We start from the raw sequence: 23,601 nt of genomic DNA on the forward strand, positions 1-23,601 counted from the left end.
CCCGCCGCCCGTTTCGTCCTCGCCCTCGTCCTCTGCCCGTTTCATAAGCGCCGGCCGCCCGTTTCGCACCCGTTTGAACGTGAAAGTAAAGAAGTCGGGCCCGGGGTTTCGCTTCCCTGGAGACAGGAGTACAAAGGAATCAACGGCCCGCGAGACCAAGGACATCCGAGAGGATCACCTGAGAAACGCTAGAGGCCCCACGGACCGAAGCACGGAAGTCGAGTACCCACGCGACGTCGACCCGTCGATTACGGGCCAGCCGCACCAGGTGACGGGCGAAGTTCCCGACCTGATGGGCACTACTTCGAGGACGCTTGGTAACTCGATGGACGTGTTGGCGGCGGCATCGAAACTGATGCCGCCGCAATTCTGCCCAGCCCGCCCGAACGAGGGGAATGCGGGCCGAGCCACCGTTCGGAATAAGCGCGCGGCAAATTCAGGCCGCGCCGCGCTGGAGGGCCTCACATACCGCCGTGGACTCCCTCACTCCCAGTTCGATCGCGCGGCCGCAGTGCGCGATCCACGTGACCATCCCGTCCGGGGTGCCCGACAGATAACCGGCGAAGGCGGCGGCATACGCGGCCCGGCCCAGCTCCGCGTGGCCCACCTCCGCCGGGCAGACCGACTTGGGGTCCAGACCGCTGCCGGTCAGCACGATGCGCTCGGCGGCGCGCGCCACGAGGCCGTTGTACGAACCGAACGGGCGCAGCGCCAGCAGTTCGCCGTGCACCACCGCGGCCGTCACCAGCGCGGGCGCCGCGCTCCCCGCCACGACCAGGGCCGACAACCCCTCCAACCGCCCCGCCACCTCGGCGGCGCCGGGCAGCGGTGCCTCGGTCAGCGGCCCCGCGACCTCGGCGCCGGGTGTCTCCGTCACCCGTTCGCCGGCCAGACGGGGCCGTCCGACCGTGTCGTCGGCGGGGCCCGCGCCGCCCGCCGCCACCAGATGCAGCCGGGCCAGCACCCGTACCGGTGACTGGTCCCAGATCGAGAGGAGTTGGCCGGCCTCGGCGGTCAGCCGGAGGGCGGCGCCGACCGTACGGGCCTGGTCGTCGGAGCCGAAGTCGCTGCGCCTGCGTACCTCTTCCAGTGCCCAGTCGGCACCGGACAGCGCGGCGGAACCGCGCGCCGCGCGCAGGGCAGCCTCCGAGGTGACCTCGTTGCTCCGGCGGCGCATCACCCGGTGGCCGTAGACGCGGTCGACCGCCCTGCGCACGGAATCCACCGCGTCGGGGACGCCCGGCAGGGAGGCCAGCGCGAGCAGGGGTTCCTCCGGCCGCGGAGCGGAAGAGGCGTCAGAGGAAGTCGTACTCATAAGTAGCAAGGCTACGCGCCCGCGGCGGGCGCCCCACCTTGGAGTGGACTTCTTCACGGAATGTAACCGGCGAACACGGTGAGCCGCTAACCTACGTGAACATGAAGATCGCTTTCGTGGGTAAGGGCGGCAGCGGCAAGACCACGCTGTCCTCGCTCTTCATCCGTCACCTGACCGCCAATGAGGCTCCCGTCGTCGCGGTGGACGCCGACATCAACCAGCATCTGGGGGCCGCGCTCGGCCTCACGGACGAGGAGGCGGCCGCGCTGCCCGCGCTCGGCGCGCATCTTCCGCTGATCAAGGACTATCTGCGCGGCAGCAACCCGCGGATCGCGTCCGCCGACGCGATGATCAAGACGACGCCGCCGGGCGAGGGGTCGCGGCTGCTCCGGGTGAACGAGGACAACCCGGTGTACGACGCGTGCGCGCGGACCGTCCGGCTGGACGACGGGGAGATCCGGCTGATGGCCACGGGGCCCTTCACGGAGTCCGACCTCGGGGTGGCCTGCTACCACTCCAAGGTCGGCGCGGTCGAGCTGTGCCTGAACCACCTGGTCGACGGGCCGGACGAGTACGTCGTCGTCGACATGACTGCGGGCTCGGACTCCTTCGCGTCGGGGATGTTCACGCGGTTCGACATGACGTTCCTGGTGGCCGAACCGACGCGGAAGGGCGTCTCGGTCTACCGCCAGTACAAGGAGTACGCGCGGGACTTCGGCGTCTCGCTCAAGGTGGTCGGCAACAAGGTGCAGGGCGAGGACGACCTGGACTTCCTGCGCCAAGAGGTGGGCGACGACCTGCTCGTCACCCTGGGGCACTCCAACTGGGTCCGGGCAATGGAGAAGGGCCGCCCGCCCCGCTTCGAACTGCTGGAGGCGGACAACCGCTGCGCGCTCCAGATCCTCCAGGACGCGGCGGAGGACTCGTACGAGAACCGCGACTGGGAGCGGTACACGCGGCAGATGGTCCACTTCCACCTCAGGAACGCGGAGAGCTGGGGCAACGCGAAGACGGGCGTCGACCTGGCTTCCCAGGTCGACCCCGCCTTCATCCTCAGCGAGGAGTCCGCCGTGCCCCAGCCCGGCTGAGGCCGCGCCGTGCCCCAGCCCGGCTAAAACTGAGCCCCGGTCCGTCCGTCCGTCAGCTCTTCCGTTCGAGGGCCGCCGGGGCGCGGGACGGGGTGAGGGTGGTCGGGTCCGTCATGTACGGGGCCCAGCCGCCCTTCGGGGCCTGGCCCACGCCGAGACCGCGCAGCTTCTCCAGCGTCTGCGGGTCCTGCGCGTCCAGCCAGTCCGCCAGCTGACGGAACGACACGCAGCGCACGTCCCGCTGGACACAGACCGTCTTGATCGTCTCCTCGATGGCGCGCATGTACGTGCCGCCGTTCCAGGACTCGAAGTGGTTGCCGATGATCAGCGGGGCGCGGTTGCCGTCGTACGCCCGGTCGAAGGCCTTGATCAGGCCGTCCCGCATCTGGTTGCCCCAGTACGTGTGCTTGGCCGGGTCGCCCTTGGTCGTCCCGGACTGGTTGAACATGAAGTTGTAGTCCATCGACAGCGTCTCGAACGCGCGCCCCGGCACCGGCACCAGCTGGAGCGGCAGGTCCCAGAGGCCCTCGGTCTTCTTCGGCCAGACCTGGTTGCCGACGCCGCTGGAGTCGTAGCGGAAGCCCATCGTCCGCCCGGCCAGCATCATGTTCTTCTGCCCTTCCAGGCAGGGCGTACGGCCGCCGACCAGCTCCTTGTCGTAGTCGAAGGGCAGCGGCGCCTCGGTCGCGAGCCCCGCGTTGGTCTTCCAGCCCTTCACGAACGCCTTGGCCTGGCTGATCTCGCTCTTCCACTCGTCGACCGACCAGGTGCCGACGCCGCCGTTCTTGCCGCAGAAGTGGCCGTTGAAGTGCGTGCCGATCTCGTTGCCGTCGCGCCAGGCGCCGCGCAGCTGGCGCAGGGTGTCCGAGATCCCCTTGGTGTCGTTGAAGCCGATGTCCGAGCTGCCGGCCGCGTGCCGCGGCGGGTCGTACTGCCGGGCCCTCTCCTTGGGGAGGAGATAGACCCCGCTCAGGAAGTACGTCATCGTCGCGTCGTACTTCTTGCCCACCTCGCGGAAGTGGGAGAAGAGCCGCTGGCTGTCCTCGCCCGCGCCGTCCCACGAGAACACCACGAACTGCGGGGGCTTCTGACCCGGCTTCAACCGCTGCGGCTTGGGCAGTCGCGGCTGCGCACCGGTGTACGCGGTGGAGCCGTCGCCGATGAGCCGTACGACGTTCTTGGGCGCGGCGGGCGCCTTCCTGGCGCCGTACGCGCCGTTCTCGGCCTCGGGCCCACCCCCCGGGCCACCGGTGCCGGAACAGCCGGTCAGACCGACGGCGAGCGCCGTTACGGCGGCGCCGAAGGTGATTCTCATTCTGGCGGCCAGCATCCGCCCACCTCTTCCTTCAGGGTTCGCGTACCGAAGTGCCGAGCGGCGAGGTGCCGGCACGGCGCCGAGCGCCGCCAACCTCCCACCACGGACAAAAAGAAGATGAAACGACAAGCCGTACAAAATGACTAATCACCGGTTCGAGTGATTGATTGACCCATTTGCCCGGAAAGTTATGCCTGAGTCTTTACTCTCCATTACGATCTGTTTACCAAGAGTTGCACTGAGCATCCCGCCGCTGCACGCCGTGACCCACGGCCGCGTCCCCCACGTTCCGCGACCGCGCTGCCCCGGAGGAGACGGGAATCATGTCTGCCCGCGTACCCACTCGCGCCGACGGCGCCGCTCGACCGACCCGTACCGACCCGTCGTCCTCCGGCTCCCGGCCCCCGTTCCGGTCCCGATTCCGGTTCCGGATCGCCGGGGCCGACCTGTCCGCCTCCGTCACCGTCTTCCTGATCGCGCTGCCGCTCTCGCTCGGCATCGCCCTCGCCACCGGCGCGCCGCTCCAGGGCGGCCTGGTCGCGGCGGCCGTCGGCGGCCTGGTCGTCGGCCGCCTCGGTGGCGCCCCGCTCCAGGTGAGCGGGCCCGCCGCCGGGCTCACCGTCGTCACGGCCGACCTGATCCAGCTGTACGGCTGGCGCACCACCTGCGCCATCACCGTCTGCGCCGGCCTCGCCCAACTCGGCCTCTCGGCGCTACGGGTGGCCCGCTCGGCCCTCGCCGTCAGCCCGGCGATCGTGCACGGCATGCTCGCCGGCATCGGCGTCACGATCGCGCTGTCCCAACTCCACATCGTGCTGGGCGGCTCCCCCCAGAGCTCCGCGATCGCCAACGTCAAGGGACTCCCCGCCCAGTTGGCGGACCTGCATCCCGGCGCGGTGTCGGTCAGCCTGTTCACGATCGTGGTGCTGCTCGCCTGGCCACGGATTCCGGGGCGCGGCGGCCGGTTCGTACGGAAGGTCCCCGCCACGCTCGCCGCGGTGGCCCTGGCGACCTCGGTGGCCGCCGTGCTCGGGGTGGGCCTCCCGCGCGTCGACCTGCCCTCGTGGAGCAACCACGCCCTGCCGGAGCTGCCTCAGGGGCCGGTGCTCGGGCTGATCGCCGCCGTCCTCACCGTCACCCTGGTCGGCAGCGTCGAATCGCTGCTCTCCGCCGTCGCCGTGGACAAGCTGGTGTCCATGCGCAAGGAGCCCGCCGTCCGGATCCCGCGCGCCCGGCTCGACCGCGAGCTGTTCGGACAGGGCTCGGGCAACATCCTCTCCGGCGCGCTCGGCGGGCTGCCCATCACGGGCGTCGCCGTGCGCAGCTCCGCCAATGTCGCGGCCGGCGCGGTGAGCCGCAATTCGACGATGCTGCACGGCCTGTGGGTCGCGGTCGCGGCGCTGCTGCTGGTGCCGGTGCTCGACCTGATCCCGCTGGCGGCGCTGGCCGCGCTGGTGATGGTCGTGGGGATCCAGATGGTCAACCTCGTCCACCTGCGGAGCGTGCAGCGGAACCGCGAGATGCTGGTGTACGCGGTGACGCTGGGCGGGGTCGTGTTCACCGGCGTCCTGGAAGGGGTGGCGATCGGGATCGCCGTCGCGGTGGCGGTCGCGCTGCACCGGCTGACCAGGACGCGGATCACGGTGGCCGAGCGGAACGGAGTCCACCGGATCCGGGTCCGGGGCCAGTTGACGTTCCTGGCGGTGCCGCGCCTCAGCCGGATCCTCCAGGAGGTGCCGCACCGCGCGGACAGTGTGGTCGAGCTGGACGGGTCCTTCATGGACCACGCGGCGTACGAGGCGCTGCACGACTGGCAGACCTCGCATCTCGCGCAAGGCGGGACGGCGGAGTTCACCGGGCGGGCCGGCGGGCGGATCGCGGAGCCGACGACGGAGCTCCAGTCCTGCTGCCGTCCGTGGACGCCGTGGCGTAACCACCACTGTGGTGAACACCCGGCGGCGGAACCGGCCGTCGCCGAGGTGTCGGGCGCGAGCCCGTCGGGCGCGGGCGCCTCCGGCGCGGTCTCATTCGGTACGGCGTCACCCGACACGGCTTCATCCGGTACGGGTCCGTCCGACACGGCCCTGTCCGATACGGGTCCGTCCGACGCGGACGCGCCAAAACACACCCCCGCCTCCACCACTCCCACCCCCGCCCCCACGGGCCTCCCGGCGGCGGCCCCCTCCGCCCCACCCCGTAACAGCACTCCACCCCCCGACACATCAGCCCCCCGCGTCACCCAGCCGCACCTCGACGGACGGCGGCGCCCCGTGGGCGGCGGGCCCAGCAGTCGTCAACTCGCCAGCGGCATCAGCTCGTTCCAGCGCAACACCGCCCCCCACGTCCGGGACGAGCTGGCGCGGCTCGCCCGGGAGGGGCAGCGGCCGTCGCAGCTCTTCCTGACCTGCGCCGACTCCCGGCTGGTCACCAGCATGATCACGTCCAGCGGCCCGGGCGACCTCTTCACCGTACGGAACGTCGGCAACCTCGTGCCGCTGCCCGGCGCCGACGGTCCGCACGGTACGGACGACTCGGTGGCGGCCGCGATCGAGTACGCCGTGGACGTCCTCCAGGTCCAGTCCATCACCGTCTGCGGGCACTCCGGATGCGGGGCGATGCAGGCCCTGTTGAACACGCCGGACGTCAACGGCGAGCCCCGTACCCCCCTCAGGCGCTGGCTGCGGCACGGACAGCCGAGCCTGGAACGGATGAAAAGCAAGCACCACTCCTGGGCCAGGATCGCCGGGCGCCTCCCGGCCGACGCGATCGAACAGCTCTGCCTGACCAACGTGGTCCAGCAGCTGGCGCATCTGCGCGCCCACGACGCGGTCGCGCGCGGACTCGCCGAAGGCAGGCTGGAGTTGCACGGCATGTACTTCCACGTCGGCGAGGCGCAGGCCTACCTGCTGGCCGACGGCAGCACGACGGGGAGTTCGGGGGGCGGCTCCGAGGAGGTGTTCAACCGCGTGGCCCCCACGACCCTGGAGGAGTCGCACGCCTGAACCGGCCGCTCCCGCCATCCGTGAGAGTGTGTGGCCGCTGCTGCCCCCAGCCCCACACAGGTCTAAACCAATTCCCGGAAGGGCCTTGTCACCCGGGCATCCGCCTGATGAGCTAGGCCAGGGACACACAGGACGCCCTGGGGACGCCCGGGAGAGGGAGATGTCGTGAGCAACGAAAGCCTGGCCAATCTGCTCAAGGAGGAGCGGCGGTTCGCGCCGCCGTCCGAGCTGGTCGCGCACGCCAATGTGACGGCGGAGGCCTACGAGCAGGCCGCGGCGGACCGGCTCGGCTTCTGGGCCGAGCAGGCGAGGCGGCTCACCTGGGTCACCGAGCCGACCGAGACGCTGGACTGGTCGAACCCGCCCTTCGCGAAGTGGTTCGCGGACGGTGAGCTCAACGTCGCGTACAACTGCGTGGACCGTCACGTGGAAGCCGGCAACGGCGACCGGGTGGCGATCCACTTCGAGGGCGAACCGGGCGACAGCCGCTCGATCACCTACACGGAGCTGAAGGACGAGGTCTCCCGCGCCGCCAACGCGCTGACGGAGCTGGGCGTCCAGTCCGGCGACCGGGTCGCGATCTACCTGCCGATGATCCCCGAGGCCGCGGTCGCGATGCTCGCCTGCGCCCGGATCGGAGCGGCGCACTCCGTCGTCTTCGGCGGCTTCTCCGCCGACGCCGTCGCCTCCCGCATCCAGGACGCGGACGCCAAGCTCGTCATCACCGCCGACGGTGGCTACCGCCGCGGCAAGCCGACCGCCCTCAAGCCCGCCATCGACGAGGCGGTCACGAAGTGCCCGCAGGTCGAGCACGTGCTGGTGGTCCGCCGTACGGGGCAGGACACCGCCTTCGACAGCACCCGTGACGTGTGGTGGCACGAGATCGTCGCCCGCCAGACCGCGCACCACACCGCCGAGGCGTTCGGCGCGGAGCACCCGCTCTTCATCCTCTACACCTCCGGCACCACGGGGAAGCCGAAGGGCATCCTCCACACGTCCGGCGGCTACCTCACCCAGGCGGCCTACACCCACCACGCCGTCTTCGACCTCAAGCCCGAGTCGGACGTCTACTGGTGCACGGCCGACATCGGCTGGGTGACCGGCCACTCGTACATCGTGTACGGGCCGCTCGCCAACGGCGCCACGCAGGTCATGTACGAGGGCACCCCCGACACCCCGCACCAGGGGCGGTTCTGGGAGATCGTCCAGAAGTACGGGGTGACGATCCTCTACACCGCGCCGACCGCGATCCGTACGTTCATGAAGTGGGGCGACGACATCCCCGCCAAGTTCGACCTGAGCAGTCTGCGGGTCCTGGGCTCGGTCGGTGAGCCGATCAACCCCGAGGCGTGGATCTGGTACCGCGAGCACATCGGCGCCGGTACGACCCCGATCGTGGACACCTGGTGGCAGACCGAGACCGGCGCCATGATGATCTCACCGCTCCCCGGGGTCACCGAGACGAAGCCGGGCTCCGCCCAGCGCGCCCTGCCCGGCATCTCGGCCACCGTGGTGGACGACGAGGCCAACGAGGTCCCCGACGGGGGCGGCGGCTACCTGGTCCTGACGGAGCCGTGGCCGTCGATGCTCCGTACGATCTGGGGCGACGACGAGCGGTTCATCGACACGTACTGGTCCCGTTTCGAGGGCAAGTACTTCGCCGGTGACGGCGCGAAGAAGGACGACGACGGCGACATCTGGCTGCTGGGCCGCGTGGACGACGTCATGCTGATCTCGGGCCACAACATCTCCACCACCGAGGTCGAGTCGGCCCTGGTCTCGCACCCCAAGATCGCGGAGGCGGCGGTCGTCGGCGCGGCCGACGAGACCACCGGCCAGGCCATCGTCGCCTTCGTCATCCTGCGCGGCACCGCGAGCGTGGACGACGGGCTCGTCGCCGAGCTGCGCAACCACGTCGGTACGGCCCTGGGCCCGATCGCCAAGCCCAAGCGCATCCTCCCGGTGGCGGAGCTGCCGAAGACCCGCTCCGGCAAGATCATGCGGCGCCTGCTGCGCGACGTGGCCGAGGACCGCCAGCTCGGTGACGTCACGACCCTCACCGACGCCTCGGTCATGGACCTCATCCAGAGCCAGCTGCCGTCGGCGACCAGCGAGGACTGAGCACGGCCCGCACACACGCAGAGACACGCGGAAGCACGCGGAGGCACCTGGCGTCCACCGACCCGGGTGCCCCCGCCCGCGCCCGCGTAGAGTGTGCGCGACACCGACAAATGAACAAGAAAATCCAGGTGCGCCGGGAAGTCTGGTCGGCAACGTGATCCGCCATGTCCGCCGAACCGCCCCCGGAGGTACGACCCCGTGCCAGCCCCCACGGCCACCGCCACCGCCCGTAGGTTCCTCGGCCGGCTGTCGCTGCCCGAGCGGAACTACGTCGCCGACGCGCTCCGTACCGAAACCGTGGGCGGACTGCTCCTCCTCGCCGCCGCCGTCGCGGCCCTGTTCTGGGCGAACACCCCGGTCAGCGCGTCGTACACCACCGTGCGGGACTTCCACCTCGGCCCCTCCGCCCTCGGCCTCCACCTCTCCGTACAGCACTGGGCGGCCGACGGACTGCTCGCCGTCTTCTTCTTCGTCGCCGGGGTCGAGCTGAAACGCGAGCTGGTCGCGGGTGAGCTGCGCGATCCCCGCGCCGCCGCCCTGCCTGTCGTCGCCGCGCTCTGCGGGATGGCGACGCCCGCCCTCGTCTACCTGGTGGTCAACGTCGTCGGCAACGGCTCGCTGGACGGCTGGGCGGTCCCCACGGCCACCGACATCGCCTTCGCCCTCGCCGTCCTGGCCGTCCTCGGCACCGCACTGCCCGCCGCGCTCCGCGCCTTCCTCCTCACCCTCGCCGTCGTCGACGACCTCTTCGCGATCCTGATCATCGCCGTCTTCTTCACGAGCGACCTGGACTTCGCGGCGCTCGGCGGCGCCTTCGCGGGCCTCGCCGTGTTCTGGCTGCTGCTGAGGAAGGGTGTACGGGGCTGGTACGTGTACGTCCCGCTCGCTCTCGTCAACTGGGCGCTCATGTACAACAGCGGCATCCACGCCACCATCGCGGGCGTGGCGATGGGCCTGATGCTCCGCTGCGTCAGGACGGGCGACGAGGCGCAGTCCCCGGGGGAGCGCGTCGAGCACCTGGTACGCCCCCTGTCGGCGGGGTTCGCCGTCCCCGTGTTCGCCCTCTTCTCCGCGGGCGTCCTGGTGACGGGCAGCGTCCTCGGCGACGTCTTCACCCGCCCCGAGACCCTGGGCGTGGTCCTGGGGCTGGTGGCGGGCAAGGCCGTCGGCATCTTCGGCGGTACGTGGCTGGCCGCGCGCTTCACCCGGGCACGGCTCAACGAGGACCTGGCCTGGCCGGACGTGTTCGCGGTGGCCGTCCTGGCCGGGATCGGCTTCACCGTGTCGCTCCTCATCGGCGAGCTGGCGTTCGCCGGGAACGCGGCCCTCACCGACGAGGTGAAGGCCTCCGTCCTGCTGGGCTCCCTCATCGCGGCGGTGCTCGCCGGCGTCCTGCTCAAACTCCGCGTACGGACCTACCGCGCGCTCTTCGAGGAGGAGGAGCGCGACGAGGACCAGGACGGCGTACCGGACATCTATGAACAGGACGATCCCGGGTATCACCTGCGCATGGCCGCGCTCTTCGAGGCGAGGGCCGCGGACTCCGAGGCGAAGGCCGCGGAACACCGCCGTCTGGCGGAACACGCGGGGGCAGCGCGCGATGAGGCCGACGGTCCGGCATGATCTGACACACGCGAGAACCAGAGCGAGAAGAGGGAGTCACCGTGAGCGACCCCGGCAGGCACGCCGCCGACGCAGTCCGGACCGGCGTCATTGTGGGACCCGTCAGCGCCGACCGCAGCCTCGGCCAGTTGGTCGCCGAGGCCACCACCGAGCTGTCCGGACTGGTGCACGACGAGATCGCGCTGGCCAAGGCGGAGATCCGGCAGGACGTCAAGCGGGGTGCGATCGGCGGCGGGGCCATCGCCGTCGCGGGGGTCCTCGCCCTGTTCTCCCTGCCGGTGTTCAGCTTCGCGGCCGCGTACGGCATCCACAACTGGGGACTCGGGCTCGCCTGGTCGTTCCTGATCGTCGGCGGGGCGTTCGTGGTGCTCGCGGGCCTGCTGGCCGGGTTCGCCGTACGGAAGTTCAAGAAGATCAAGCCCCCGGAGAAGTCCATCGCCTCGTCCAAGGAGTCGGCGTCCGTCCTCCAGAACGCGAAGCCCCACCCCCGGGAGGTCGGGCAGGAGACCAAGTCTGTGGCACGCTCGTCCGCATGACCGTCCCTGATTCCGCCTCCACCGTCCGCCTCGATGGTCCGTGGGTCCACCGCGACGTGGCGGCCAACGGCGCGCGCTTCCACATCGCCGAGGTGGGCGACGGGCCGCTGGTGCTGCTGCTCCACGGCTTCCCGCAGTTCTGGTGGACCTGGCGGCATCAGCTGACGGCGCTCGCGGACGCCGGGTACCGCGCGGTGGCCATGGACCTGCGCGGGGTGGGCGGCAGCGACCGTACGCCGCGCGGGTACGACCCCGCCAACCTGGCCCTCGACATCACCGGCGTCGTGCGCTCCCTCGGCGAGCCCGACGCGGCGCTCGTGGGGCACGACCTGGGCGGGTACCTCGCGTGGACCGCCGCCGTGATGCGGCCCAAGCTGGTGCGCAGGCTCGCGGTGTCCTCGATGCCGCACCCGCGGCGCTGGCGCTCCTCGATGCTCTCCGACCTGTCGCAGAGCCGGGCCGGCTCGTACATCTGGGGCTTCCAGCGGCCGTGGCTGCCGGAGCGTCAGCTCGTCGCGGACGACGCGGCGTTGGTGGGCCAGCTGATCCGGGACTGGTCGGGGCCGAGCCTGCCGGACGAGGAGGCCATCGACGTCTACCGGCGGGCGATGACCATTCCGTCCACGGCGCACTGCGCGATCGAGCCGTACCGCTGGATGGTGCGGTCCATGGCGCGCCCGGACGGCATCCAGTTCAACCGGCGCATGAAGCGGCCGGTACGGGTGCCCACCCTCCAGCTGCACGGGTCGCTGGACCCGGCGATGCGTACGCGCAGCACGGCGGGGTCCGCGGAGTACGTGGAGGCGCCGTACCGGTGGCGGCTCTTCGACGGGCTCGGGCACTTCCCGCACGAGGAGGATCCGGCGGCGTTCTCCTCGGAGCTGATCAACTGGCTCAAGGACCCGGAACCGGACCGCTGAGGGCGCGATCCGGCCTCGCCGGAACGGCGTCTCGAACACCATCACGAACACGCGTCCTAGGAAGGGCCACTTGCCGGGCGCATAGGCCAATTGGCCCTCCCCCGCGCGGTTATCGACCTTGGGGCACGGGCACACGTCCCCGTATGGGCTGGACGCACGACTACGGTGACGCACCACGCAAGCGCCGCTCGGCCACTGTGCCGATCCCCCACGAGAGGGGCGGCGCGCACGATCAGGAGCATGATCCGACGCTCGGGATCTCCCTCATCCTCCGCCGCAGGGCGCGCTGGGTCTCGGCCCGGCTGCGCCACCCGCGCACATAGGCGCGGGCACCGGCGCACTCGCGCGGCCAGGAGCGGACAGGACAAGAGCGGCCAGGACCCGAGGCCCCGACCGCCCGCACCGCTACAGCGCGCACCCCTGGCTGTCGACTTCCTGATTGGCCGTACGGCCCTTCTCGATGTCCTCGCGGATCTCGTCGACCGTCAGGGCGTACCCCGTGTTCGCGTCGTCGAGCGACCGCGCGAAGATCACGCCGTACACCTTGCCGTCCGGTGTGAGCAGCGGGCCGCCCGAGTTGCCCTGGCGCACGGTCGTGAACAGCGAGTACACCCGGCGGCTGACCTCGCCTCGGTGGTAGATGTCGGGCCCGTTGGCGTTGATACGGCCCCGGACACGCGCGGAGCGCACGTCGTACGCGCCGTTCTCCGGGAAGCCCGCCACGATCGCGTTGGCGCCGCTGCGCGCCTCGCTGTCGGTGAAGCGGAGCGGGGTCGCGGGCAGGTCCGGCACGTCCAGCACCGCGATGTCGCGCTGCCAGTCGTAGTGGACGACCTTCGCGTCGTACAGCTTGCCCTCGCCGCCTATCTGGACCGTCGGCTGGTCCACCCCGCCGACCACGTGCGCGTTGGTCATCACGCGGCGGTCGGCGAAGACGAAGCCCGAGCCTTCGAGGACCTTGCCGCAGCTCTGGGCCGTACCGACGACCTTGACGATGGACCGCTGGGCGCGGGCCGCGACGGGACTGCCCGCGAGCGCGGGGTCGGGCGGCTGGACCTCGGTGATCGGCTCGTTGGCGAAGGGGCTGAAGACCTGCGGGAAGCCGTTCTGCGCGAGGACGGACGAGAAGTCCGAGAACCACGTGGACGCCTGGGTAGGCATCACCCGTGAGACTCCGAGGAGCACCTTGGAGCTGCGGACCTCCTTGCCGAGCGTGGGCAGCGTCGTCCCCGCGAGGGCGGAGCCGATCAGCCAGGCGACCAGCAGCATGGCGAAGACATTGACCAGCGCGCCGCCGGAGGCGTCCAGGGCGCGCGCCGGCGACCACGTGATGTAGCGGCGCAGCTTGTTGCCGAGGTGGGTCGTGAAGGCCTGGCCGATGGAGGCGCAGACGATGACGATCACGACCGCGACCACGGCGGCGGTGGTGGAGACCTCCGCGTCCTCGGTGAGGTTGTCCCAGACCACCGGGAGCAGGTAGACGGCGACGAGGCCGCCCCCGAGGAAACCGATGACCGACAGGATGCCGACCACGAAGCCCTGGCGGTAGCCGACGATCGCGAACCACACAGCGGCGAGCAGCAGCAGGATGTCCAGCACGTTCACCGTCGTTAGCCTCGCAGATTCGTCAACGGCCTGGGCAGCGGGGTCGGGCGGGGACGGCAGGCGGGGGCCGGCGCGTCCCGGGCGGGAATCAGCCTGTCACGCGCGCCAGTCCAGCGGGACCTCCTTCGTGCGGTCCCAGGGGACCTCGAAACCGGCGAGATACAGGATGCGGTCGATCAGTCCGGCGGTGAAACCCCAGACCAGGGTGGACGCGACCAGGAAGGCCGGGCCCCGGTGGCCGCTCGGGTGGAAGGCGCTGACGCGGTGGGCGGGGTCCGTGAGCTCCGCCACGGGGACAGTGAAGACACGGGCGGTCTCGGCGGGATCGACGGCGGCGACCGGGGTGGGCCTGCGCCACCAGCCGAGCACGGGTGTCACCACGAAGCCGCTGACAGGGATGTAGAGCGCGGGCAGTACGGCGAAGAGCTGGACGCCCGACGGATCGAGGCCGGTCTCCTCCTCGGCCTCCCGCAGCGCCGCCCTCAGGGGCCCGACGGTCGCCGGGTCGCCGTCCTCGGGGTCGAGCGCGCCGCCGGGGAACGACGGCTGGCCCGGATGCGAACGCAGGCTCCCCGCCCGCTCCATGAGCAGCAGCTCGGGGCCGTGCTCGCCCTCCCCGAAGAGGATGAGCACGGCCGACTGCCGCCCGCCGCCGCTCTTGGGCGGCAGGAAACGGCTCAGCTGCTCCGGCGCCACGTCCAGCGCGGCGCGCGCGACGGGCATGAGCCAGTCGGGCAGCCCGTCCACGGTGACGTCGACTCCGGTCGTGCGGTCGTCGTACATGCGGTTGTGGTACGTCCTGTCAGCGCGCGTCATCTGCACCCCTGTCGCATAACGCCTGCCGTCGGCCGGATCGTTCCGCCCTCGTCCGGCTCCGCCCGTGTGTATCGCCGTACGGCTGTGACGCGTCGCCGCACGGCATTCGCGTCGTGCGGCTGTGACGTCATACGGCGCGGGCCCCTCATGCGCTCAACGCGCGCCGTTCTTCCGCGTGGTCGGTATCAGCGGCTCGACCCGTGGGACCGGTATCCGGTACGGGGAAACTCGTCGGCTCCGGCTCATTCCGCGCCCGTACCGCCGTCACCGGCGTCCGCACCCGCGCCCAGCGGCGGCGCCGGCCTGCCCGGGTAGTCGGCAGGCGGGCTCAACCGCTGCCCCGGGTAGCCGCCCTTCTCGTACTTGAGGAGCTTCTCCGCCTTCTCCGGGTCCGTCTCCCCCACTCCGTACGACGGACAGAGGTGCGCGATCGGGCAGGCGCCGCACGCGGGCTTGCGCGAGTGGCAGATACGGCGGCCGTGGAAGATCACCCGGTGCGAGAGCATCGTCCACTCGCTCTTGGGGAAGATCGCCTCGATCTCCGCCTCGACCTTCTCCGGCTCCTCCTGCTCGGTCCACTTCCAGCGGCGCACCAGCCGGCCGAAGTGGGTGTCGACGGTCAGCCCCGGGACCCCGAACGCGTTGCCCAGCACCACGTTCGCCGTCTTGCGGCCGACACCGGGCAGTGTCACCAGATCGGCCAGGCGGCCCGGGACCTCGCCGCCGAAGTTGTCCCGGAGGGCCGTCGACAGCCCGATGAGCGACCGCGCCTTGGCCCGGAAGAAGCCCGTCGGGCGGATGATCTGCTCCAGCTCCTCGGGCACGGCCGCGGCCATGTCCTCGGGCGTCGGGTAGGCGGCGAAGAGCGCGGGGGTGGTCTGGTTCACCCGCAGGTCGGTCGTCTGGGCGGAGAGGACCGTCGCGATCAGCAGCTCGAACGGGTTCCGGAAGTCCAGCTCGGGGTGGGCGTACGGATAGACATCGGCCAGCTCGCGGTTTATCCGCCGGGCCCGCCGGACCATGGCCAGTCTCGATTCCGGTTCCGCCGCTTTGGCCGCTTTGGCCGCCGCCGTACGGATGGGCGTACCCGCCCCGGCGGTCTCCGTCCCGGCTCCGCCCGGGGCCTCGTCCCGGGCCGCGGCCTTGCTCGCGCCTCGGCCCGCCCCCTTGCCCCGTGGGGCTTTCACGGCTTTTTTCGGTTTCTCCGAGGGCTGTTCGCCCACAGCGGAATTACGGTCGGCCGCCACTTCTCCGGCCCCCTCTGCCTGCGCTGTCACCGGCTTTTTGGACACCCGGCCAGCCTAAAGCCCTCCACTGACATCCGCCCCGGCCCTGGCCGATCGCCACCCGAATCGGCCTCCCGGGCACGGTCCGGAGCCCCTGTACGTCAAGCTTGTGACCGATCACACGGTTTCGAACACGGGGTGGCCCGGCAGACGGCGAGAGGGCCGTGGGATACGGAGCCACCCGAGAACCGACAGCACGTACGGCATTATGGGGACCCTGGTTCCGCTCTGGTTCCCTGAGCAGGTCGACAAGGAGAGAACACGTGGACGACGTTCTGCGGCGTGCCCCGCTCTTCGCGGCGCTCGATGACGAGCAGGCCGGAGAGCTCCGCGCCTCCATGAGTGAAGCGACGCTGGCCCGCGGTGATGCTCTCTTCCACGAGGGCGACCCCGGCGACCGTCTCTATGTGGTCACCGAAGGCAAGGTCAAGCTGCACCGCACTTCCCCGGACGGCCGGGAGAACATGTTGGCCGTGCTCGGCCCCGGCGAGCTGATCGGCGAGCTGTCCCTCTTCGACCCCGGCCCGCGTACGGCCACGGCGAGCGCGCTCACCGAGGTCAAGCTCCTCGGCCTCGGTCACGGCGACCTCCAGCCCTGGCTCAACGCGCGGCCCGAGGTGGCCACGGCGCTGCTGCGCGCCGTCGCGCGCCGGCTCCGCAAGACCAACGACCAGATGTCCGACCTGGTCTTCTCCGACGTTCCCGGCCGCGTGGCCCGGGCGCTCCTCGACCTGTCGCGCCGCTTCGGCGTGCAGTCGGAGGAGGGCATCCACGTGGTCCACGACCTCACGCAGGAGGAGCTGGCCCAGCTGGTCGGCGCGTCCCGCGAGACGGTCAACAAGGCGCTCGCGGACTTCGCCCAGCGCGGCTGGCTGCGGCTGGAGGCGCGTGCGGTGATCCTGCTGGACGTGGAGCGCCTCGCGAAGCGGTCGCGTTAAGGGCGGTTGGGCCGCCGAATCCGCCGTATCCGTAGGACGTAACCGTCCGGGCCGCCGTACAGGCGCCCGGACGGTGGCCTGTGCGGACCGAATGGTCAGCTGAATGATCAGCTGATCAGACCGTGCTCGCGCAGGTACTCCAGCTGCGCTCGTACGGACAGCTCCGCGGCCGGCCACAGCGACCTGTCCACGGCCGCGTAGACCTGCTCCACCACCTCCGACGGCGTACGGAAGCCGTTCTCGACCGCCGTCTCGACCTGGGCCAGCCGGCTCGCGCGGTGGGCGAGGTAGTACTCGACCGCGCCCTGGGCGTCGTCCAGTACGGGACCGTGGCCCGGCAGCACCGTACGGACGCCGTCGTCCACCGTTAGCGAGCGCAGGCGGCGCAGCGAGTCGAGGTAGTCGCCGAGCCGGCCGTCCGGATGCGCGACGACCGTGGTGCCCCGGCCGAGAACCGTGTCGCCCGTCAGCACGGCGGCGTCGGCGGGCAGGTGGAAGCAGAGCGAGTCGCCGGTGTGACCGGGGGTCGGGACGACCCGCAGCTCCAGACCACCGGTGGTGATCACGTTGCCCGCCGCCAGTCCTTCGTCACCGAGGCGCAGCGCGGGGTCGAGGGCTCTGACGTGGGTACGGGTCAGCTGGGCGAAGCGCGCCGCGCCCTCGGCGTGGTCCGGGTGGCCGTGGGTGAGCAGGGTCAGCGCGACCCGTTTGCCGGCCTGTTCGGCGGTGTCGACGACCGCCCGGAGGTGGAGGTCGTCCAGCGGGCCGGGGTCGATGACCACCGCGAGGTCGGAGTCCGGTTCCGAGACGATCCAGGTGTTGGTGCCGTCGAGGGTCATGGCGGAGGCGTTCGGCGCGAGGACGTTGACGGCGCGGGCGGTGGCGGGTCCCGAGAGCGTCCCGCCGCGCGGCTGCCCGGGCAGAGCGGCGGCGTCCGTCATCGGACCCCTCCTTCGGCCGGGTCCACGCGCTTGGTGAACTCGTCGTGCCCCGGCCAGCTGAGGACCAGCTCCCCGTCCACCAGCCGCGCGGTCGCCAGTACGGGCGTCAGATCGCGGTCGGTCGCCGTGGCGAGCGCCTCGGCGGCCGAACCGTACGGCGTGAGCGACCGCAGGGTCGAGACGGTCGGCGGCATCATCAGGAGATCGCCCCTGTCGTACGCCTCGGTCGCCGCGCGCGGTGTGATCCACACCGTACGGTCGGCCTCCGTGGACGCGTTCCTGGTGCGCTGGCCGGTCGGCAGCGCGGCCACGAAGAACCAGGTGTCGTAGCGGCGCGGCTCGAACTCCGGGGTGATCCAGCGCGCCCACGCGCCGAGCAGGTCGCCGCGCAGTACCAGGCCGCGGCGGTCGAGCAGGTCCGCGAAGGACAGCTCGTGGCGGACGAGGGCCGCGCGGTCGGCCTCCCAGTCGTCGCCCGTGGTGTCGCCGACGACGGTTTCGGCCGTCTCGCCCGCGAGCAGAACGCCCGCTTCCTCGAACGTCTCGCGGACCGCCGCGCAGACGATCGCCTGCGCGGAGGCGGCGTCGACGCCGAGGCGGCGGGCCCAGACGTCCCGGCCGGGACCGGCCCAGGCGACCGGCCGGTCGTCGTCGCGGGGGTCCACTCCGCCGCCGGGATAGACGTACGCACCGGCGGCGAAGGCCATCGACGCCTGCCGTCGCAGCATGTGGACCTCGGGGCCGCCGGTTTCGGCTGCCCCGGCCACCGCGGATCCGGCACCCGCCACCGCCCCGCCCGCCGGCGCGGGGGCGTCACGCAGGAGCATCACGGTCGCCGCGCGGCGCGGCGTCACCGCCGTGATCTCACCGGCGGCGAGGGCACGGATCTGCTCGGGCCACTCGGGCGGGTACCACTGACCATTGGGCATGGCCGGATGCTATGCGCTGAGCGGACGATGTTCGAGAGGTGCACGGGCCGCCAGCACAAACCGGCCCCCGCGCCCGGCCCCACCGAACCGGCCCGCGACCGACCCCGGGCCGAATCTCGGCCGCCACCTCGCCGGGCCCCGGCCAGGGTCACCGGACCGGCCCGAGCGCTGGCCCCGGTCACGCCCGCCGGACCGGCACCTGTACCCGACCGATCAGCAAGCGCCGGGCCGGGCGAGCCCGCAGGACCAGCCTGCGCCGGGTCCCGGCCGGCCACCTCGCCAGGCCCCCGCCAGGGTCACCGGACGGCCCGAGGCCGATCCCAGCCGTACCCGCCGGACCGGCGGCTGTACCCCCGACCGATCAAGTACGCGTTGGGCCGAGCGGGCCCGCCGGACCGGCCTGCCACCTCGCCCGGCCCCGGCCGGCGTCACCGGACCGGCCCGAGGCCGGTCGTACCCGCCGGACCGGCGGCCGCACCCGACCGATCAGCACACACCGGGCCGGGCGAGCCCGCCGGACGGCCTGCATCTGGTCCTGGCCGGCCACCTTGCCAGGCCTCCGCCAGGGTCACCGGACCGGCGGCCATACCCCCGACCGATCAGTACGCGTTGGGCCGAGCGGGCCCGCTGGACCGGCCTGCCGCCTCGCCCGGGCCCGGCCAGGGTTACCGGACCGGCCCGGGTCCGGCCATGCCCGTGGACCGGCGGCCGTACGCGGCCGATCAGTACGCGCCGGGTCGGGCGAGCCCTCTGGACCGGCATGCACCTGGTTCCGGGCCGGGTCCCGGCCGGCCACCTCGTCAGGCCCCCGCCAGGAACAGGACCGGACCGGACCAGGGCCGGTGACCCCACCATGCCCGCCGGACCGGCGACCGTACCCGGCCGACCAGCACGCGCCGGGCCGGGCGGGCCCGCTGGACCGGCATGCCGCCTCGCCCGGTCCCGGCCAGGGTTACCGGTCCGGCGCCCGTCCCGGCCACGCCCGCCGGACCGGCGGCCGTACCCGGCCGATCAGCACGCGCCGGGTGCGCCCGTGCTCCCTGCGCCCGCCGCCGTGCTCCCCGAGGCGGCCCCAAGGGACCGGCAGCCGAACCGGCCCGACCGGCACGCCCTCCGCTCAGTCCTCCGTCAGCTCCACCAGGATCTCGACCTCGACCGGCGCATCCAGTGGGAGGACCGCCACGCCCACCGCGCTGCGCGCGTGTACGCCCTTGTCGCCCAGTACCTGGCCCAGCAGCTCGCTGGCGCCGTTGACGACGGCCGGCTGTCCGGTGAAGTCCGCGGCCGAGGCGACGAACCCCGTCACCTTCACCACCCGTGCGATGCGTTCCAGGTCGCCGGTGACCGACTTCACGGCGGCCAGGGCGTTCAGGGCGCACGTCCGCGCCAGGTCCTTCGCCTTCTCCGGCGTGACCTCCGCCCCGACCTTGCCGGTGACCGGAAGCTTGCCGTCCACCATCGGGAGCTGGCCCGACGTGTAGACGTACCGGCCCGTCCGTACCGCCGGCTGGTACGACGCCAGCGGCGGAACGACCTCGGGCAGGGTCAGGCCCAGTCCGGCCAGGGCGGCCTCGACCGTCCCGGCGGCGGCGCCGTCCGACACGGTCATGCGGCCCGCTCCCGCTTCAGGTAGGCGACGAGCTGCTCGGGGTTGTTCGGCCCGGGGACGACCTGGACGAGCTCCCAGCCGTCCTCGCCCCAGGTGTCCAGGATCTGCTTGGTCGCGTGCACGAGAAGGGGCACGGTCGCGTATTCCCACTTGGTCATGGGGGCGACTGTATCCGTACGGCCGGGGGAGCTGTATCCGTACCGCCGGCGGCTCCATGTCCGTACCGGCGACGGCTCCCCCCGTACCGCCGCCCGCGTGCCGATCCGTACCGCCGCCCGCGTGCCGATCCGTACCGCCGGGCAGCCTCGTGCGTAGCCCGCGGCCTTACTGGTTAGGCTCGAATACGTGAGCAGGCTCCAGGTCGTCAGCGGCAAGGGCGGCACCGGTAAGACAACGGTCGCCGCCGCCCTCGCGCTCGCCCTCGCGACGGAGGGCAAGCGCACCCTCCTCATCGAGGTCGAGGGCAGGCAGGGCATCGCACAGCTCTTCGAGACGGAGGCCCTTCCGTACGAGGAACGCAAGATCGCCGTCGCCTCGGGCGGCGGGGAGGTGTACGCGCTGGCGATCGACGCCGAGCGCGCCCTGCTGGACTACCTCCAGATGTTCTACAAGCTCGGCGGCGCCGGGCGGGCGCTGAAGAAGATCGGCGCGATCGACTTCGCGACGACCATCGCCCCCGGCGTCAGGGACGTCCTGCTGACCGGCAAGGCCTGCGAAGCGGTCCGGCGCAGGGACAGGCAGGGACGTTTCGCCTACGACTACGTGGTGATGGACGCGCCGCCCACCGGGCGCATCACGCGCTTCCTGAACGTGAACGACGAGGTGGCGGGCCTGGCGAAGATCGGCCCCATACACAATCAGGCGCAGGCGGTGATGCGGGTCCTCAAGTCGCCGGGGACGGCCGTGCACCTGGTGACGCTGCTGGAGGAGATGCCGGTCCAGGAGACCGTGGACGGCATCACCGGGCTGCGGGCCGTGGACCTGCCGGTCGGCAAGGTGATCGTGAACCAGGTACGGCCCCACCTCCTCGACGAGGCCGCCGTCCGCGCCGCGTCCGGTGACCGCCGCAAGGAGGTCGCCAAGGCGCTCGGTACGGCGGGGGTCAGCGCCCCCACGAAGCTGGTGGGCCCTCTCCTCGACCAGGCGGCGGAGCACGCGCAGCGCGTGGAGCTGGAGCGCGAGCAGCGGGCCGCCCTGGCGAAGCTGGGCCTGCCCACCTACGAACTCCCCCTGATCGGGGAGGGGATGGACCTCGCCGGTCTCTACCGGCTGGCGGGGGAGCTACGGCAACTCGGGAAGGCCTTCGCATGACCCGGACCCAGCCCACCGCCCGGTCGTCGGCGGCCACCGCCCGGTCGTCGGCGGCCTCGGCCCGCTCCTCCGCGCTCGACGCCACCGCCGCCCCCCTGGAGATCGATCCCCTGCTGGACGACCCGGACACCCGCATCATCGTGTGCTGCGGCTCCGGCGGGGTCGGCAAGACGACCACCGCCGCGGCCCTCGGCGTACGGGCGGCGGAGCGCGGCCGGAAGGTGGTCGTGCTCACGATCGACCCGGCCCGCCGGCTGGCCCAGTCCATGGGCATCGACTCGCTCGACAACACCCCGCGCCAGGTGAAGGGCGTCGAGGGTCCCGGCGAACTGCACGCCATGATGCTCGACATGAAGCGGACGTTCGACGAGATCGTCGAGGCGCACGCGGACCGCGACCGGGCGCGCGCCATCCTGGACAACCCCTTCTACCAGTCCCTGTCGGCCGGATTCGCGGGCACGCAGGAGTACATGGCGATGGAGAAGCTGGGGCAGTTGCGGGCGCGGGACTCCTGGGACCTGATCATCGTCGACACCCCGCCCTCGCGCTCCGCGCTGGACTTCCTGGACGCGCCGAAGCGGCTCGGGTCCTTCCTGGACGGGAAGTTCATCCGGCTGCTGATGGCGCCGGCCAAGGTCGGCGGCCGGGCCGGGATGAAGTTCCTGAACGTCGGGATGTCGATGATGACCGGCACGATCGGGAAGGTGCTGGGCGGCCAGTTCCTCGGTGACGTGCAGATGTTCGTCACCGCGATGGACTCGATGTTCGGCGGGCTGCGGACCCGGGCGGAGGCGACGTACCGGCTCCTCCAGGCGCCCGGTACGGCCTTCCTGGTGGTCGCGGCGCCGGAGCGGGACGCGCTGCGCGAGGCGGCGTACTTCGTCCGGAGGCTGGCCGCCGAGGAGATGCCGCTGGCGGGTCTCGTACTCAACCGGGTCCATGGCAGCGGCGCGGCGCGGCTCTCGGCCGAGCGGGCCCTGGCCGCCGCGGAAAATCTTGAAGAGGGCGGCATTGTGGATCAGGAGCCCGGGAATGCTCCCGTCGAGTCTCCCGACACTCCCGGCACCGAGCCCGATCGCGAGCCCCCCGCGTCCGGCTCGTCCCCCACCGCGCCTGCCCCACAGGCGGATTCCGTCACACCCTCTGTCACAAGTGTCACAAGTGTGGAACAGCTGACGGCTGGTCTGCTGCGTCTGCACGCGGAACGGATGCAGGTGCTCGCGCGCGAACGGCGTACGCGCGACCGCTTCACCGCGCTGCATCCGGAAGTCGCGGTGGCCGAGGTGGCCGCCCTGCCCGGCGACGTTCATGACCTCGCCGGGCTCAGGGCCATCGGTGATCACCTCGCGGCCGGTCGTAGTACGACCTGACCTGCGAGGACGCGCTCGGAGGCGCGGCTGATCGAGCCGCCACTACCGAGCCGTACGGCCGCGCACGTCCAGGCGCACACCAGGACCGTGCGGTGCCGGCCCGCGGGGCGTACCTCTCGTACCTGGGTACCTGGCCCGCGGGTTGGTCGTACCGTCCGCGGCTAGCCCGCCGCCGCGTACGTCTCGTACGTCTCGTCGTCCTCCAAGCCCACGGGCAGGAGGCCCGCGCTGCGCTCGTACTCCGTACGCGCGGTTTCGAGCAATCTTCGCCACGACGTGACGGTGGGACGCCTGCGCAGCAGTGCGCGGCGCTCCCGCTCGGTCATCCCGCCCCACACGCCGAATTCGACGCGGTTGTCCAGCGCGTCGGCCAGGCACTCGGTCCGCACCGGGCATCCGGTGCACACCGCCTTGGCCCTGTTCTGCGCTGCACCCTGCACGAACAATTCATCCGGATCGGTAGTGCGGCATGCTGCCTGCGCACTCCAGTCGGTAACCCAGCCCATTCCGGCGCCGTCCTCTCCCGAATCGAGGCTCCCCCACGGCGGCAGCGGCATATTCACCGCTGCCAGTTGAGGACGTTACGGAAGGCGGGCACAGCGCAACACCCCCTTCGGGCCCAATCTTGAATGGTCCGAACGGACTATGCGTGCGTGACAGATCACCCAGGGGAGTGAGCGAAGGACATCACTCATGAACCCGGCAAAGCGGGGCAAGAGGGGTGAGTCACAACGGGCGTTCAGGGGCAGAAGCAGTCAATACAGACGGGGCTCCCCGCGTTTCGGGTTCACGGGAAGTTCACATCGAGGGCTTGATGCGCAACCCCACTGCTGTGACAGTTGGGTACAGCTTAGGCCAGAGCCTTGACGCGTGTCC

21 protein-coding genes are annotated in these 23,601 nt (G+C 71.5%); 11 read left to right on the forward strand and 10 right to left on the reverse strand.

Going from position 1 to position 23,601, the window contains the following annotated elements; translation table 11 throughout:
- Nucleotides 1-436: 436 nt before the first annotated feature.
- Nucleotides 437-1,315: an oxidoreductase gene (locus ACIODU_RS00700; RefSeq protein WP_356420869.1), complete on the reverse strand. Its 879-nt coding sequence runs from the start codon at nt 1,313-1,315 to the stop codon at nt 437-439.
- A gap of 101 nt (nt 1,316-1,416) precedes the next feature.
- On the opposite strand from ACIODU_RS00700, the gene ACIODU_RS00705 reads away from it, so the two are divergent.
- A complete protein-coding gene (locus tag ACIODU_RS00705) occupies nt 1,417-2,403 on the forward strand; it encodes an ATP-binding protein (RefSeq protein WP_401762292.1) in 987 nt (328 codons plus the stop codon).
- A 52-nt stretch (nt 2,404-2,455) separates the two neighbouring features.
- On the opposite strand, the gene ACIODU_RS00710 is transcribed toward ACIODU_RS00705, so the two are convergent.
- Nucleotides 2,456-3,733 (reverse strand): hypothetical protein, encoded by a 1,278-nt coding sequence (locus ACIODU_RS00710; RefSeq protein WP_401762295.1) that lies wholly within the window; start codon nt 3,731-3,733, stop codon nt 2,456-2,458.
- A 308-nt stretch (nt 3,734-4,041) separates the two neighbouring features.
- On the opposite strand from ACIODU_RS00710, the gene ACIODU_RS00715 reads away from it, so the two are divergent.
- The 6 genes from ACIODU_RS00715 (at nt 4,042) to ACIODU_RS00740 (ending at nt 12,243) form a co-directional block, all read left to right on the forward strand.
- Nucleotides 4,042-6,720 (forward strand): SulP family inorganic anion transporter, encoded by a 2,679-nt coding sequence (locus ACIODU_RS00715; RefSeq protein ID WP_401762297.1) that lies wholly within the window; start codon nt 4,042-4,044, stop codon nt 6,718-6,720.
- A gap of 165 nt (nt 6,721-6,885) precedes the next feature.
- Nucleotides 6,886-8,841 (forward strand): acetate--CoA ligase, encoded by a 1,956-nt coding sequence (gene acs, locus ACIODU_RS00720; protein ID WP_401762300.1) that lies wholly within the window; start codon nt 6,886-6,888, stop codon nt 8,839-8,841.
- A 198-nt stretch (nt 8,842-9,039) separates the two neighbouring features.
- A complete protein-coding gene (nhaA, locus tag ACIODU_RS00725) occupies nt 9,040-10,464 on the forward strand; it encodes a Na+/H+ antiporter NhaA (protein ID WP_401762303.1) in 1,425 nt (474 codons plus the stop codon).
- Nucleotides 10,465-10,505: 41 nt separating this feature from the next.
- On the forward strand, nt 10,506-11,000 hold the full coding sequence (locus ACIODU_RS00730) for a phage holin family protein (protein ID WP_401762306.1): 495 nt from the start codon (nt 10,506-10,508) through the stop codon (nt 10,998-11,000).
- Nucleotides 10,997-11,920: an alpha/beta fold hydrolase gene (locus ACIODU_RS00735; protein ID WP_401762309.1), complete on the forward strand. Its 924-nt coding sequence runs from the start codon at nt 10,997-10,999 to the stop codon at nt 11,918-11,920. The genes ACIODU_RS00730 and ACIODU_RS00735 overlap by 4 nt, the downstream gene beginning before the upstream one ends.
- 143 nt (nt 11,921-12,063) lie before the next feature.
- Nucleotides 12,064-12,243, forward strand: a complete 180-nt coding sequence (locus tag ACIODU_RS00740) for a hypothetical protein (RefSeq protein WP_356420888.1) — start codon at nt 12,064-12,066, stop codon at nt 12,241-12,243.
- Between the two features lie 82 nt (nt 12,244-12,325).
- Here the strand turns inward: ACIODU_RS00740 and ACIODU_RS00745 are convergent, their stop codons facing one another.
- The 3 genes from ACIODU_RS00745 to nth all read right to left on the reverse strand — a co-directional run bounded on the left by ACIODU_RS00745 (nt 12,326) and on the right by nth (nt 15,528).
- Entirely contained in the window at nt 12,326-13,525 is a 1,200-nt protein-coding gene (locus ACIODU_RS00745; protein WP_401762312.1) for a MarP family serine protease, read from the reverse strand.
- 96 nt (nt 13,526-13,621) lie between these two features.
- Entirely contained in the window at nt 13,622-14,341 is a 720-nt protein-coding gene (locus ACIODU_RS00750) for an NUDIX hydrolase (RefSeq protein ID WP_401762314.1), read from the reverse strand.
- A gap of 242 nt (nt 14,342-14,583) precedes the next feature.
- Nucleotides 14,584-15,528, reverse strand: a complete 945-nt coding sequence (gene nth, locus ACIODU_RS00755) for an endonuclease III (protein ID WP_401762317.1) — start codon at nt 15,526-15,528, stop codon at nt 14,584-14,586.
- A 362-nt stretch (nt 15,529-15,890) separates the two neighbouring features.
- Between nth and ACIODU_RS00760 the strand changes: the two genes are divergently transcribed.
- Nucleotides 15,891-16,565, forward strand: a complete 675-nt coding sequence (locus ACIODU_RS00760) for a Crp/Fnr family transcriptional regulator (RefSeq protein ID WP_161307922.1) — start codon at nt 15,891-15,893, stop codon at nt 16,563-16,565.
- Nucleotides 16,566-16,672: 107 nt separating this feature from the next.
- On the opposite strand, the gene ACIODU_RS00765 is transcribed toward ACIODU_RS00760, so the two are convergent.
- The 4 genes from ACIODU_RS00765 to ACIODU_RS00780 all read right to left on the reverse strand — a co-directional run bounded on the left by ACIODU_RS00765 (nt 16,673) and on the right by ACIODU_RS00780 (nt 20,202).
- Nucleotides 16,673-17,506 carry an MBL fold metallo-hydrolase gene (locus tag ACIODU_RS00765; protein WP_401762320.1) on the reverse strand — a complete coding sequence of 278 codons (834 nt, stop codon included), beginning with the start codon at nt 17,504-17,506 and terminating at the stop codon, nt 16,673-16,675.
- Nucleotides 17,503-18,435, reverse strand: coding sequence for an NUDIX hydrolase (locus ACIODU_RS00770; RefSeq protein WP_401762323.1), 933 nt, complete (start codon nt 18,433-18,435; stop codon nt 17,503-17,505). The genes ACIODU_RS00765 and ACIODU_RS00770 overlap by 4 nt, the downstream gene beginning before the upstream one ends.
- 1,117 nt (nt 18,436-19,552) lie before the next feature.
- A complete protein-coding gene (locus tag ACIODU_RS00775; RefSeq protein WP_401762326.1) occupies nt 19,553-20,044 on the reverse strand; it encodes a RidA family protein in 492 nt (163 codons plus the stop codon).
- Nucleotides 20,041-20,202 (reverse strand): DUF4177 domain-containing protein, encoded by a 162-nt coding sequence (locus ACIODU_RS00780; RefSeq protein WP_107018142.1) that lies wholly within the window; start codon nt 20,200-20,202, stop codon nt 20,041-20,043. The genes ACIODU_RS00775 and ACIODU_RS00780 overlap by 4 nt, the downstream gene beginning before the upstream one ends.
- Between ACIODU_RS00780 and ACIODU_RS00785 the strand changes: the two genes are divergently transcribed.
- The 3 genes from ACIODU_RS00785 to ACIODU_RS00795 are packed head-to-tail and all read left to right on the forward strand — an operon-like array spanning nt 20,201 to nt 22,725.
- On the forward strand, nt 20,201-20,359 hold the full coding sequence (locus tag ACIODU_RS00785; protein ID WP_401762329.1) for a hypothetical protein: 159 nt from the start codon (nt 20,201-20,203) through the stop codon (nt 20,357-20,359). The genes ACIODU_RS00780 and ACIODU_RS00785 overlap by 2 nt on opposite strands.
- 30 nt (nt 20,360-20,389) lie before the next feature.
- Entirely contained in the window at nt 20,390-21,355 is a 966-nt protein-coding gene (locus ACIODU_RS00790; protein ID WP_356420907.1) for an ArsA-related P-loop ATPase, read from the forward strand.
- Nucleotides 21,352-22,725 (forward strand): ArsA family ATPase, encoded by a 1,374-nt coding sequence (locus tag ACIODU_RS00795; RefSeq protein WP_401762332.1) that lies wholly within the window; start codon nt 21,352-21,354, stop codon nt 22,723-22,725. The genes ACIODU_RS00790 and ACIODU_RS00795 overlap by 4 nt, the downstream gene beginning before the upstream one ends.
- Before the next feature lie 161 nt (nt 22,726-22,886).
- On the opposite strand, the gene ACIODU_RS00800 is transcribed toward ACIODU_RS00795, so the two are convergent.
- A complete protein-coding gene (locus tag ACIODU_RS00800; protein ID WP_202532472.1) occupies nt 22,887-23,231 on the reverse strand; it encodes a WhiB family transcriptional regulator in 345 nt (114 codons plus the stop codon).
- Nucleotides 23,232-23,601: the final 370 nt, after the last annotated feature.

The sequence above is a fragment of the Streptomyces sp. NPDC088261 genome (assembly GCF_044740805.1).
GTDB lineage: Bacteria > Actinomycetota > Actinomycetes > Streptomycetales > Streptomycetaceae > Streptomyces.